General features: G+C 71.6%; 12 protein-coding genes. 10 read left to right on the top strand and 2 right to left on the bottom strand.

Annotation, left to right across the window (positions count from 1 at the left end; translation table 11 throughout):
- Window positions 1–115 precede the first annotated feature (115 nt).
- From ACSJDX_RS00580 to ACSJDX_RS00540, 9 genes are all read left to right on the top strand, one after another.
- Window positions 116–1,609, top strand: coding sequence for a DNA-3-methyladenine glycosylase 2 family protein (locus ACSJDX_RS00580; RefSeq protein ID WP_438353667.1), 1,494 nt, complete (start codon window positions 116–118; stop codon window positions 1,607–1,609).
- On the top strand, window positions 1,606–2,100 hold the full coding sequence (locus ACSJDX_RS00575) for a methylated-DNA--[protein]-cysteine S-methyltransferase (RefSeq protein ID WP_438353666.1): 495 nt from the start codon (window positions 1,606–1,608) through the stop codon (window positions 2,098–2,100). The genes ACSJDX_RS00580 and ACSJDX_RS00575 overlap by 4 nt, the downstream gene beginning before the upstream one ends.
- A gap of 320 nt (window positions 2,101–2,420) precedes the next feature.
- Window positions 2,421–4,274, top strand: a complete 1,854-nt coding sequence (locus ACSJDX_RS00570; RefSeq protein WP_438353665.1) for an ABC transporter ATP-binding protein — start codon at window positions 2,421–2,423, stop codon at window positions 4,272–4,274.
- Entirely contained in the window at window positions 4,271–6,088 is a 1,818-nt protein-coding gene (locus tag ACSJDX_RS00565; protein WP_438353664.1) for an ABC transporter ATP-binding protein, read from the top strand. Before ACSJDX_RS00570 ends, ACSJDX_RS00565 begins: the two co-directional genes overlap by 4 nt.
- Before the next feature lie 260 nt (window positions 6,089–6,348).
- A complete protein-coding gene (locus ACSJDX_RS00560) occupies window positions 6,349–6,963 on the top strand; it encodes a SipW-dependent-type signal peptide-containing protein (protein WP_438353663.1) in 615 nt (204 codons plus the stop codon).
- Window positions 6,964–6,978: 15 nt separating this feature from the next.
- Window positions 6,979–7,641 carry a SipW-dependent-type signal peptide-containing protein gene (locus tag ACSJDX_RS00555; protein ID WP_438353662.1) on the top strand — a complete coding sequence of 221 codons (663 nt, stop codon included), beginning with the start codon at window positions 6,979–6,981 and terminating at the stop codon, window positions 7,639–7,641.
- Window positions 7,638–8,261, top strand: a complete 624-nt coding sequence (locus ACSJDX_RS00550; protein WP_438353661.1) for a hypothetical protein — start codon at window positions 7,638–7,640, stop codon at window positions 8,259–8,261. The genes ACSJDX_RS00555 and ACSJDX_RS00550 overlap by 4 nt, the downstream gene beginning before the upstream one ends.
- Entirely contained in the window at window positions 8,258–8,707 is a 450-nt protein-coding gene (locus ACSJDX_RS00545) for a hypothetical protein (RefSeq protein ID WP_438353660.1), read from the top strand. The genes ACSJDX_RS00550 and ACSJDX_RS00545 overlap by 4 nt, the downstream gene beginning before the upstream one ends.
- Window positions 8,708–8,712: 5 nt before the next feature.
- Window positions 8,713–9,237: a signal peptidase I gene (locus ACSJDX_RS00540; protein ID WP_438355018.1), complete on the top strand. Its 525-nt coding sequence runs from the start codon at window positions 8,713–8,715 to the stop codon at window positions 9,235–9,237.
- Window positions 9,238–9,348: 111 nt separating this feature from the next.
- Here ACSJDX_RS00540 and ACSJDX_RS00535 read toward each other — a convergent pair whose 3' ends face one another.
- Complete coding sequence (locus ACSJDX_RS00535; RefSeq protein WP_438353659.1) at window positions 9,349–9,804, bottom strand: GNAT family N-acetyltransferase; 456 nt, start codon at window positions 9,802–9,804, stop codon at window positions 9,349–9,351.
- A gap of 145 nt (window positions 9,805–9,949) precedes the next feature.
- On the opposite strand from ACSJDX_RS00535, the gene ACSJDX_RS00530 reads away from it, so the two are divergent.
- Entirely contained in the window at window positions 9,950–12,169 is a 2,220-nt protein-coding gene (locus ACSJDX_RS00530) for an NADP-dependent isocitrate dehydrogenase (RefSeq protein WP_438353658.1), read from the top strand.
- Between the two features lie 65 nt (window positions 12,170–12,234).
- On the opposite strand, the gene ACSJDX_RS00525 is transcribed toward ACSJDX_RS00530, so the two are convergent.
- A complete protein-coding gene (locus ACSJDX_RS00525) occupies window positions 12,235–13,152 on the bottom strand; it encodes an N-acetylglucosamine kinase (RefSeq protein ID WP_438353657.1) in 918 nt (305 codons plus the stop codon).
- Window positions 13,153–13,170: the final 18 nt, after the last annotated feature.

The raw sequence follows: 13,170 nt of genomic DNA, 5'->3' as shown, positions 1-13,170 counted from the left end.
CGCGCGGGGCGGTGGGCGCACGGCGTGCTGCGACCGCTCGTCGAGGGTGGGGTCGCTCCACGGCGATGTCCGATTTCCGCGAGCCGTGGCATCCGGAGCGTGTCAGGGTAGAGGCATGAGCCTGGCCATGACCTTCGACGAGCGGTACCGCGTGATCGACTCGCGCGACACCCGCTTCGACGGGCAGTTCGTCACGGCGGTGCGCTCGACCGGCATCTACTGCCGCCCCAGCTGCCCCGCGCGCACGCCCAAGCCCGCGAACGTCACGTTCTACGCGACCTCCGCGGCGGCGCACGAGGCCGGCTACCGCGCGTGCAAGCGCTGCCTGCCCGAGGCGGCCCCCGGCTCGCCCGCCTGGAACCTCCGCGGCGACGTCACCGCGCGCGCCATGCGGCTCATCGCCGACGGCGTCGTCGAGCGCGAGGGCGTGCCCGGCCTCGCGGCCCGCCTCGGCTATTCACCGCGCCACCTCACGCGCCTGCTCACCGCCGAGCTCGGCGCGGGGCCCCTCGCCCTCAGCCGCGCGCACCGCGCCCACACCGCGCGCATGCTGCTCGTCGGCACCGACATGCCCGCCGCCGACGTCGCGTTCTCGGCCGGCTTCGCCAGCATCCGGCAGTTCAACGACACCGTGCGGGAGGTGTTCGGGATGCCTCCCCTCGAGCTGCGCGCCCGGCGCCGCGGCTCGGCTCCGGTCGCACCCGGCGCGATCGACCTCGTGCTCCCGCATCGCGGGCCGATCGACACCGCGGGGCTGTTCGCGTGGATGGCGGCGCGGGCGATCCCGGGCGTGGAGACCGCGACCGCCACGGCGTTCGCCCGCACCCTGCGCCTGCCCGGCGGGCCGGCATGGTTCGAGATCCGCGAGGACGCCGGGCGCATCCGCCTGCGCGCCCGGCTGACGAGCCTCGGCGACCTGTCCACCCTCGTCACCCGCGCCCGGCGGCTGTTCGACCTCGACGCCGATCCGCTCGCGATCGACGACGCGCTCGCCGCGCACGACGAGCTGCGGCCGCTCGTCGCGGCGACCCCCGGCATCCGCGTCCCCGGCGCCGCCGACCCGCACGAGATGCTCATCCGCGCGATGGTCGGGCAGCAGATCACGGTGGTCGCCGCCCGCACCGCCCTCACCGCGCTCGCCGAGGCGCTGGGGGAGCGTGTCGACGGATTCGACGACGCCCACCTGCTCTTCCCGACGATGTCGACGATCGCCGAGCGCGGCGCCGAGGTGCTGCGCGGACCGGGCGCACGCATCCGCGCCCTCACCGGCGCCGCGGCCGCGCTCGCCGCGGGCGAGTTGCGGCTCGGCCCCGGCGACGACGGCGCCGAACAGCGCGCCGCCCTGCTGGCGATGCCCGGCATCGGACCCTGGACCGCCGACTACGTGCGGATGCGCGTGCTCGCCGATCCCGATGTGTTCCTCCCCGGCGACGTCGCCGTGCGGGCGGGCGCTGCGGCATCCGGTCTCCCCGGCGACGCCGTGCCCCTCACCGCCTGGGCGGCGCGCACCGCCCCCTGGCGCAGCTACCTCACCGCCCACCTGTGGCGCGCCGTGCCGGCCCGTCCGCCCCGAACCGCCCGCCCCGCCCGGAAGGATCCGCGCTCATGACCACCGCCACCCTCGAGACCCTCGACACCCCCGACGGCGCCTTCTCGATCCTGGCCGACGCCGACGGCCGCGTGCTCGTCGCCGGATGGACCGCCGACCCCGACGCCGTGCTCGCGCGCCTGCACCCGAAGAACCGCCCCGCGACGATCGCGGAGGGGGAGACGGATGCCGCATCCGCCGTCCGCGCCTACTACGCCGGCGACGTCACGGCGATCGACGAGGTCGAGGTCCGCCAGTTCGGCACACCTCTGCAGACCGCCGGGTGGGCGGCGCTGCGCCGGATCACGCCGGGGGAGCCGCTCACCTACACCGGGTTCGCCGCCGAGCTGGGCTCCCCGAGCGCCGTCCGCGCCGCGGCATCCATCTGCGCCCGCAACGCCCCCGCCCTGTTCGTGCCCTGTCACCGCGTGCTGCGCAGCGACGGCAGCCTCGGCGGCTTCGCGTGGGGCCTGGACGTCAAGCACTCCCTCCTCCTGCGCGAGGCCGCCTGACCCCCTGCGGCCGGAGAGGCAGAGGGCGGGGAGAATGAGCGAGACTTGCGCGCGACGCGATCCTGGGAATAGCCTGGAAAGCTGTCGGCCGCACCCGCGGACGCCCCATGCAGAGGAGGATGCCATGCACATGATCGTCATCACGCCGGTCCGTCGCTCCTCCCCGGCCCCGACGCGCACGCTCCTTCCCTGAGCCGCGCCGGCATATCGCCGGCCCCCGCAGCGTTCCGGTCCAGAGTGGCGACATCCGCCGTCGCCGCGCCTCCGCGCCCCGTCACGTCTTTCCGCACCACCCGCGCCACCGACATCCCACAAGGATCATGAGCACCATCTCCACCCCCACCCCGCCGTCCGCCCCCGAAAGACTTTCGACCCTCCGCGCCCTCGCCCGGCTGATCCCGTTCGCCCGGCCGGTGATGGGGCGACTCGTGCTCGGCGCGGTCAGCGCGCTGATCGCGAGCCTGCTCGCCCTGGCCATCCCGCTCGTGCTCGAAGTGGTCGTGCAGGGCCCGATCGCCTCCGGCGACTTCGGGCAGATCGCGTGGGGCGCCGTCGCCATCCTCGTGCTCGGCCTGTTCGAGGCCGGGATGGTGTGGCTGCGTCGCTGGTTCGTCCTCGCGCCCGCCACCGCCGTGGAGTACGACCTGCGGCAGGGGTTCTACTCGCGCCTGCAGCGCCTGCCGGTCGCCTTCCACGATCGCTGGCAGTCGGGGCAGCTGCTCAGCCGCATGATGCAGGACATCAGCATGCTGCGACGCTGGCTCGCGTTCGGCGTCGTGCTGCTGGTGGTCAACGTGCTGACGATCCTGGTCGGCCTCGTGCTGCTGTTCCGGTGGCACTGGCTGCTGGGCACGATCTTCCTGATCTGCTCGGCACCGCTGTGGTACACCGGCTACCGCTTCGAGCAGACCTACGGCACCCTCGCCCGGCAGAGCCAGGACCAGGCCGGCGACCTCGCCACCTCCGTCGAGGAGAGCGTGCACGGCATCCGCGTGCTCAAGGCGTTCGGCCGCGGCAAGCACGCGCTGCAGAAGTTCACCCGCCAGGCCGAGACGCTGCGCGAGACCGAGCTGCGCAAGGCGCGGGCGGTCGGGGTGATCTGGTTCTGGCTGGTGCTGCTGCCGGACATCGCCTTCGCCCTCTGCCTGGGCGCGGGCATCTACCTCGTGCAGCTCGGTCAGGTGCAGGTCGCCGAGCTGGTCGCATTCTTCGCGATGGCGACGGTGCTGCGCTGGCCGATGGAGTCGATCGGCTTCCTCTTCTCGTTCCTGATCGACGCCCGCACCGCGACCGACCGCATCTTCGAGGTGTTCGACGAGCGCAACACCATCACCGATCCGGACGCGCCGAAGCGCATCGCGCAGCCCCGCGGCGCGCTCGCGTTCGAGGGCGTGCACTTCCGGTACCAGGATGCTGCGCCCACCGAGCGCGATCTGATCGACGGCGTCGATCTCGTGCTCGAGCCCGGCGAGACGATGGCGCTCGTGGGTCTCACCGGGTCGGGCAAGACCACCCTCACCACTCTCCCCACGCGGCTGTACGACGTCACCGGCGGCCGGGTCGTGCTCGACGGGGTGGACGTCCGCGACCTGAGTCTCGAGGAGCTGCGCACCCACGTGGGCATGGCGTTCGAGGACGCCACGCTGTTCTCCCAGACCGTGCGCGACAACGTGCTGCTCGGGCGGGAGGACCTCGTCGCCGGAAGCCCCGAGGCCGAGGCGGTGCTGCGCGAAGCGCTCGCCGTCGCGCAGGCCGGGTTCGTCGACGACTTGCCCGACGGCGTCGACACCGTGATCGGCGAGGAGGGGCTGAGTCTGTCCGGTGGACAGCGGCAGCGCCTGGCCCTGGCCCGTGCGGTCGCCGCGCGCCCCGCGGTGCTCGTCCTCGACGACCCGCTGTCGGCCCTCGACGTCGACACCGAGGCGCTCGTGGAGGACGCCCTGCGCGAAGTGCTCAAGGGCACGACGGCGCTCGTCGTCGCGCACCGCCCGTCGACGGTGATGCTCGCCGATCGCGTGGCGCTGCTGGAGGAGGGCCGCATCTCCGCGGTCGGCCGCCACTCCGACCTGCTGCGCAGCAGCGAGCACTACCGGCACGTGATCTCCAGCCTCGAGCTGGCCGAGAAGGTGGGGACGGATCCCGAGCGGGTCCGCGGAAGCGAGGTGAACCGATGAGCGCCGTCACCGTCGAGGGCATCTCCGGCGAGGACCGGTCCGACTACACGCGCGACGAGAGCCGCAGCATCCGTCGTCGTTCCCTGCGCCTGCTGGGATCGCTCGTCTCGCCGCTGAAGCGGCAGCTCGCGCTCGCCGCCGTCGTGCTGATCGTCTCGACCGTGCTGCGCGTGGCCGGCCCCGCGCTCATCGCATACGGCCTGAACAACGCCCTGCCGGCGGTGATCGCGCAGACCGACTGGATGCCGACGATCGGCGTCGTGGCCGTGTTCCTCGCCGCGGGCATCGGGGGAGCCGCGCTCATCGGCTGGTACGTCGTGGTGGCCGCACGCCTCACGCAGGCGATCATGCTCGACCTGCGCAAGCGCATCTTCCTGCACACGCAGCGGCTCAGTCTCGAGTTCCACGAGTCGTACACGTCGGGACGCATCATCTCCCGGCAGACGAGCGACCTCGACACCATCCGCGAGCTGCTCGACGGCGGCCTGAACGAGCTCGTCTCGGGGATCCTGTACGGCGGATTCACGCTCGTCGCACTGCTGCTGCTGGACTGGCAGTCGGGCGTGATCCTGCTGGTGATGGGCTTCCCGCTGTATCTGCTGATGCGCTGGTTCTACATCCGCTCGCAGCGGGTGTACCGCGAGTCGCGCGTGATCAGCGCCAAGGTGATCGTCAAGTTCGTCGAGACCATGACCGGCGTGCGCGCGGTGAAGGCCTTCCGCAAGGAGACCCGCAACGACGACGAGTTCGGCGGACTCGCGCAGGACTACCGCGAGGTCAACATGCGCTCGATCCGCCTGTTCGGCACGTTCGAGCCCGGCCTCATGGCCGTGGCCGCCGTGACGGTGGCCCTGGTGCTGCTGTGGGGCGGCATCCGCGTCGTGGACGGATCGCTCCTCATCGGCACGCTGCTGGCAGCGGTGCTGTACGTGCGCAACTTCTTCGCGCCCCTGCAGGAGGTGGCGTTCTTCCTCAACTCCTATCAGTCGGCCACGGCGGCGCTCGAGAAGGTGTCCGGCGTGCTGGAGGAGCAGCCGACGGTGCCCGACCCGACCACCCCGATCGCCCTGTGGACCTCGCGCGGTCACGTCCGGTTCGAGGACGTGCGCTTCGGGTACTCGACGGGCAAGACGATCCTGCCGGACTTCTCGCTGGACATCCCCGCCGGGCAGACCATCGCTCTCGTGGGCACGACCGGCGCGGGGAAGTCCACCCTCGCGAAGCTGGTGTCGCGGTTCTACGACCCGACCGAGGGACGCATCACGCTCGACGACGTCGATCTGCGCGAGGTGCACCCGAAGGACCTGCGGCGCGCGATCGTGATGGTCACGCAGGAGGCGTATCTGTTCAGCGGGACGGTGGCCGACAACATCGCCCTCGGCAAGCCCGACGCGACGATGGATCAGATCCGTGCCTCGGCGCGCGCGGTGGGGGCGGATGCCTTCATCCAGGCGCTCCCCGACGGATACGACACCGATGTGAACAAGCGCGGCGGGCGCGTGTCGGCGGGTCAGCGGCAGCTGATCTCGTTCGCACGGGCTTTCCTCGCCGATCCGGCGGTGCTGATCCTCGACGAGGCCACGGCCTCGCTCGACATGCCCAGCGAGCGGATGATCCAGGAGGCGCTGCAGACCCTGCTCGCCGACCGCACAGCCATCATCATCGCCCACCGTCTGTCGACCGTCGCGATCGCCGATCGCGTGCTCGTGATGGAGCACGGCGAGATCATCGAGGACGACACCCCCGCCGAGCTCATCGCCGGCGAGGGCAAGTTCGCGCAGCTGCACGCCGCCTGGCGCGAATCCCTGGTCTGACAGCGCGGGGATCGACGCGCGCGCTGCGGGGCCTCAACGATTCGGGTGGCGCGACGCGCGGTGTCCTGCGCATCGACGCGGCGTGTCGCGACACCCGAACCAGACCAGCGGATGCCTCGGCTGAAGGGGTCGCGGATCATACTCTTTGTCGCGAATTGACGGTATACCTCTCGAAGCAACACCCGTAACATTTGTCACAGAAGTCGGCCCGAACCGCCTTCATCTCGCCCGAAAAGCACCGATGAGGAAGGGTTCTGCGCATGTCAGACACGACGACCACGAGGCGCCGTTGGCGAGGACGCCGGCTGCGCGCCGTCCTGGCCGGAGGCCTCGTCCTCGGCGTCGGCGCGGCGATCACCCTCGCCGCCTGGACCGACAACGAGTACGCGACCGGCACCTTCACCGCCGGGCAGTTCAACCTCCAGGGATCGATCGACGGTGCCACCTACGCCGACCACGCCTCCGCGGCAGGAGCCGCGACGCTGAGCTTCTCGACGCCGTTCTCGAACCTCGCACCGAGCCAGACCGTGTACGCGGGATTCTGGCTGCGTCTGGCGGCGGGCACGACGACGGCCGCGAACCTCCAGCTCGTCGGCTACACCGGCACCGGTGCCGCGGCGCCGCAGCTGACGTACTCCATCTACCTGATCCCCGCCGCCGGCACGTGCAACGCCACGACGGCCACCGGTACCGCGATCGCCACCGGGCTGCTCAGCAGCACCACCGCCACCAGCACGGTCGTGCCGCTGGCTGCTCCCGTGGGAGCAGCGGCCGGTGCCGCGCAGCAGCTGTGCTTCGCGGTGGCCTCGAGCGCGAGCCTCGCCCAGAACACCACTGCCACCGGCACCTGGCAGTTCACGGCGACCTCGACGTAAGCGGCGCGGACGGTCATGCGCCCGTTCCGCGCCGCCGCACCGGAGGACCGCCAGCGCGGCAGGCGCTGGCCGCGGTTGCGCGCCCTCCTAGCGGGTGGGCTCGTGCTCGGGATCGGCGCCACGGTGACGCTCGCGGCGTGGACGGACAGCGAGTACACCGCGGCGACCCTCACCGCGGGGAGGTTCGGCATCCTGGGCAGCATGAACGGCGCGGCCTTCGCCGACCACGCCACGAGCCCCGGCGCGACGCTGACCTTCAGCCCCGCGCTCGGGGCGGTGTATCCGGGCGCGCCGCCCGGGTTCACCACCGTGCAGATCCGCACCGCCTCGACAGCCTCGGGAGGCTTCAACTCCGTCGCCGGGACGGTGTCGATGCAGACCTCGACCGCCGCGACCGGGGGACTCGCGGGCGCCCTCGTCTACGCGGTGCGGGTGATCCCGACGGGGTCCAGCTGCAACGAGGCGCTCTTCTCCAATGCGGCGGCACCGGTCATCGTGCCGAACGCCACGCCGCTCACCACGGCGGTCGGCGCATCCGCCGCCAACGTGCAGACCGTGGCGGCGTCCGCGGGCTCGACGGTGTCGTACTGCGTCCGGATCGCTCTGCCGCTCACGGCGCCCGACGGCATCCAGAACTCGTCCACCCCGGTCGTCTGGCAGTTCGCGGGGACGACATGAGCACGCGCGCGCCTCGTGTCGCGCTCGCAGCGGGTGCGGCCGTCTCGGCGGCGCTGCTGACCGGCGGGCTGGCGGTGGCATCCGCGGCGAGCGCCGCGACGCAGACCACCGTCGTGCAGGGGGAGGTGATCCGGCTCGTCTCCTCGCTGGACACCGCGGCGGCCTCGGCGATGACGACGGGCTTCCCGGTGTCGTGGGACGTCGCCGTGAGCGCCGCGCGGCCCGACGGCGTCATCGACCTGCGGATCGACGGCGCCGTGCCGTCCGACGCCTTCACGGTCACCGTGCGTTCGTGCGCGGTCGAGTGGACCCCGACCGGCTGCGCCACCGGCGCGCAGACCCTGGCGGCGGGGACCGCCGCCGCGCCCCTTCCGCTCCCGCGTCAGAGCGCGGACGCACCCGGGTGGTATCGGATCGACGTCGTGCTGGAACGCGCCGAGCCGGGGGCGACCGCGACGCTGGAGTTCCGCGCGATCGGCACGGGTTCGGACCCGGCGCCCTCGATGCTGCCCGTGACCGGAGGGGTGCTCGCACCGCTGTTCGTGCCGGCGATCGGCGCCATCCTGCTCGGGCTGGCCGTGGCCGGCATCTCGCGCTGGCACCGGAGGTACGACGCATGAGGGCGACGGGACGGATGCTGGTGGCCGCCGCAGGGCTCGTCCTCGCGCTGGGCGCACTCACGGCCGCGCACCCCACCGAGGCGGCCTGGACCGACGGCGAGTACGCCCAGGCGACGATCGCCTCGACGATCCTCGCCGCACCGGCCAAGGGCGTGTGCGCGGCGAATCTCGCGTCGTTCACCGTGAACTGGACGCCGTCGGCGACCATCCCGGCGGCGACCGGCTATCTCGTCACCGCGACCAACCCGTCGACCGGCGCGGTGGTCGGGGGCCCGATCTCCCTGACTCCGGGAACGGTGTCCTCCTACACGAGCGGCACACTGCTCGGATCTCTGATCGCCGGCACGTACAACATCAACGTCGTCGCGGTCTATCAGAATTGGCGATCGACGCCCATCACCTGGCCGGTCACGGTGATCGTCCTCGGCCTCCTGGTGAGCTGTTGAGCACCGTGCGCGCGGGGCGGGCCCGCGGCATCCTCGGATCCGTCCTGCTGAACGTGCTCGCTGTCGGCGGGTCGATCTGCATCCTGCTCGTCCTGGCCGCGCTGCTGTTCCACATCACGATCGTGATGTTCGCGACCGGCTCGATGGCGCCCGCCATCCCGTCGGGGTCCATCGCGTTCGTGCGCGAGATGCCCGCCCGCGACATCTCGATCGGCGACGTCGTCACGGTCGAGCGCCCGGGCGAGCTCCCTGTCACCCACCGCGTGGTGGAGGTGCTCGGCGTCGAGGGGGACTCGGCGACCTTCCGCATGAAGGGGGACGCGAACGTCGAGGCCGATCCCTTCGACTACACGGCCACGACGGTGCGACTGGTGATGTGGTCGTTCCCCGGCGTCGCGCCCGTGATCGTGTGGTTCCGCAATCCGTTCCTCCTGGGCGCGATCACCCTCGGCGCGGCCGCGCTGGTCACCTGGGCGTTCTGGCCGCGCGAGTCGCCGGCGCGCGGCCGCACGTCGACCCCCGATCCTTAGCGCCTCAGCTCGGGGCGGAGAAGGCGACGAGGTCTCGGTGGGGGAGGGGGATCCGAGACCCCGCCGCCGGTCGCAACCACCCCGGCCCGTCGCCGTGCTGCGCGGAGGAGGTCAGATCCTGATCTCGGCGATGACCTCGCCGTACTCGGTCTCGTCCACGGGCGTGAAGCCCACGCGGGTGAAGAACGCCTCGGGCCCGCCCTCGCCGGCCTCGTAGACCACATCGACGTGATCGAAGCCGCGGTCGCGGGCCTCGGCGACAAGCTTCTCGACGGCGAATCGGCCGACACCCGAGCCCTGCGCGTCGGCGTCGACGTTGATGCGCCAGAGCACGGAGCGGAAGTGCTCCTGCGGATCGTCGGCGTCGAAGTTCGCGCTCACGAACCCGACGACCGCCCCGCCGTCGTCGACCACGACGCGCTGCCAGGTGCTCTGCGGGTTCACCACGGTGGCCGCGACGCCATAGCTCACCGGCGACAGGTACTCCTCCTGTCCCGGCTTGAGCGACAGGTTGTTGACCGCCACGATGGTGGCGGCGGACAGTTCGACCAGGCGCAGTTCACCCATGAGCACAGGGTATCCCCCCGGTGCGTGCCATGGGGACTCTCATGGCGCGCCGTCACTCGGCGTTCATGTCGACAGTTATCTCGACATCAAGATACTTTGCCCGTTTGGGCTAGGCTGGAATCCGACGCGAACGGAGACATGACCGGTGACCGAACCGACCATCATCTACACCTACACCGACGAGGCTCCGGCCCTGGCGACCGCCTCCTTCCTGCCGATCGTGCAGGCCTTCACCGGGCAGGCCGGAGTCGAGATCGAGACCCGCGACATCTCGCTCGCCGGTCGGGTGCTGGCGGCGTTCCCGCAGAAGCTCACCCCCGACCAGCAGGTCGGCGACGCGCTGGCCGAGCTCGGCGGTCTCGCCACGCTTCCCGAGGCGAACATCATCAAGCTCCCCAACATCTCCGCGTCGATCCCGCAGCTCAAGGCCGCGATCGCGGAGTTGCAGGGCCAGGGCTACGACATCCCCGACTACCCCGACGACCCGCAGTCGATCGAGGACAAGGACGTGCGCGCCCGTTACGACCGCATCAAGGGCTCCGCGGTCAACCCCGTGCTGCGCGAGGGCAACAGCGACCGCCGTGCACCGCTGTCGGTGAAGAACTACGCGCGCAAGCACCCGCACCGCAACAAGGCGTTCGCGGCGGGCTCCAAGACGCGCGTGGCCACGATGGGGCACGACGACTTCAAGAGCAACGAGAAGTCGTGGGTCGCCGCTCACGACGACGTGCTCACCATCCGCCACACCGCCGAGGACGGCACCGTGACGGTGCTCAAGGACAACCTCAAGGTGCTGCCGCGTGAGATCGTCGATGCCACGTTCCTGTCGGCATCCGCTCTCGACGCGTTCCTCGCCGAGACGATCGCGACGGCCAAGGCCGAGAACCTGCTCTACTCGGTGCACCTCAAGGCCACGATGATGAAGGTCAGCGACCCGATCATCTTCGGCCATGTCGTCAAGACCTACTTCGCCGACGTGTTCGACCGCTTCGGCGACCGCATCGCCGCGGCGGGTCTCAACCCGAACAACGGGCTGGGCGGCATCCTGTCGGGTCTGTCCTCCGTCGAGGGCGGACAGGAGATCACGGATGCCTTCGGCCGGGCGGTGGCAGACGGGGCACGCCTGTCGTACACCAACTCCGACAAGGGCATCACGAACCTGCACGTGCCCTCCGACGTGATCGTCGACGCCTCGATGCCGGCTCTCGTCCGCAACGGCGGGAAGCTCTGGGGCGTGGACGGCGGCGAGGACGACACGCTCGCCGTGATCCCCGACTCGTCCTACGCCGGGGTCTACCAGACCGTGATCGACGACGTCATCGCGAATGGGCCGCTCGATCCCGCCACGATCGGCACCGTCCCCAACGTCGGCCTCATGGCGCAGGCGGCCGAGGAGTACGGCAGTCACGACAAGACGTTCGAGATCGCCGCGGCCGGCCGCGTCGAGATCGTCGACGGCGACGGCAACGTCGTCATCGAGCACGATGTGCAGACCGGCGACATCTGGCGCGCGACGCAGACGAAGTACATCGCCGTCGTCGACTGGGTCGGGCTGGCCGTGCGCCGGGCCCGCGCGTCGGGTGCTCCGGCGGTCTTCTGGCTCGACGTGAACCGCGCGCACGACGCGCAGATCATCGCGAAGGTGTATCAGGCGCTGGCCACGATCGACACCCAGGGCATCGAGTTGACGATCCTGTCGCCGGCCGAGGCCACCCGCTACACGCTTGCCCGCATGCGCCACGGCCTGGACACCATCTCGGTGACCGGCAACGTGCTGCGCGACTACCTCACCGACCTCTTCCCGATCCTCGAGGTGGGCACCTCGGCCAAGATGCTCTCGATCGTGCCGCTGCTCGCGGGCGGCGGCCTGTTCGAGACCGGCGCCGGCGGCTCGGCCCCCAAGCACGTCGAGCAGCTCGTGAATGAGGACTACCTGCGGTGGGACTCGCTGGGCGAGTTCTTCGCGCTGGCCGCCTCGCTGGAGCACTACGCGGGCTTCACGGGCAACGCGCGCGCGCAGGTGCTGGCCGACACGCTGGACGCCGCGACCGGCACCTTCCTCGAGAACGACAAGTCGCCGGGTCGCGCGATCGGCACGATCGACAACCGCGGCAGCCACTTCTACCTCGCGCTCTACTGGGCGCAGGAGCTCGCGGCGCAGACCGCGGACGCGGAGCTCGCCGCGGCCTTCGCTCCGGTGGCCGAGAGCCTCGGCGCCCATGAGGACGCGATCGTCGCCGAACTGAACGCCGTGCAGGGCTCGCCCGTCGAGATCGGCGGGTACTACCGTCCGGATGCGGGTCTCGTCGCCGGCGTGATGCGCCCCTCGGTGACGCTGAACGGCATCATCGACGCGCTGGCCTGACGCCGGAACGGTCGAGGAGCGGATGCCGGCGGCATCCGCTCCTCGTCGTTTCGGCGGTCCCGGGATCAGAGCGCCGGGAACCGCCACACGGCGGTGCTGAGCGGATGCCCCGGCCGCACGCCGGGGAGGAGGGCGACCCCGTCGATCCCCACGCCGCGGGGCTCGACGAGGCGGGCGCCCGGCAGGTCGGCGGCCACGAACGCGTCGAACGCCGCGCGCAGGGCGGAGGAGCGGAACACCCCGCCGATCGCGCACACCGCGGGGGAGTCTGTGAGGCCCACACGGGCGAGCGATGCCACGGCACTGGTGGCGAGCTCCCGCGCGGCGCGACGGCTGATCGCGAGGGCCACCGCGTCGCCGGCGTCGGCCAGGCGCGCGACGGGCTCGGCGAACGAGGCGATGACCCCCACCTTGTGCGCGTCGGCCTGCAGGTCGAGGTAGGCGTCGGGCAGCTCGGGCCAGCGGCCCGTGACCACGTCGGTGAGCTCCGTCGCGGGGCCGCGCCCGTCGTACGCGCGCATGACCGCGTCGAGCGCCTCGCGTCCGATCCAGAAGCCGCTGCCGGCGTCGCCCATGAGGTAGCCCCATCCGTCGACGCGGGCGACGGATGCCTCTCCCACCGCGAGCGTGACCACGCCGGTGCCGGCGGCGACCACGGTGCCGCGCTCATCGCCGAGCGCGCCGAGGAACGACGTGGTCGAATCGTGCGCGAGCACTGCGGTGCGCACGCCGGTTCCCTCGAGCAGACCGGCCAGCGCCGCGGGGTCGGCCTCGGCGGCGGTCAGCCCCGATACGCCGGCTGCGACCACGTCGGCCGCTCCGGGGGCGTCCGCGAGCACCGCTCGCGCGACCGCGGCGAGCTGCGGCAGAAGGGGCGTGTCGGTGCGGATGCCGGGGAACGTGCGGTCTTCCGTGGCGCCGGAGACGCGTACCTTGATGCCGGTCTGGCCGGCGTCGATCGCCAGCACGCTGTCGTGGTGCACACGGCAACGATAGTCGTC

The sequence above is a fragment of the Microbacterium fluminis genome, from assembly GCF_051549805.1.
Classification (GTDB): Bacteria; Actinomycetota; Actinomycetes; order Actinomycetales; family Microbacteriaceae; genus Microbacterium.
This window is presented reverse-complemented; position numbering and strand designations above follow the sequence as displayed.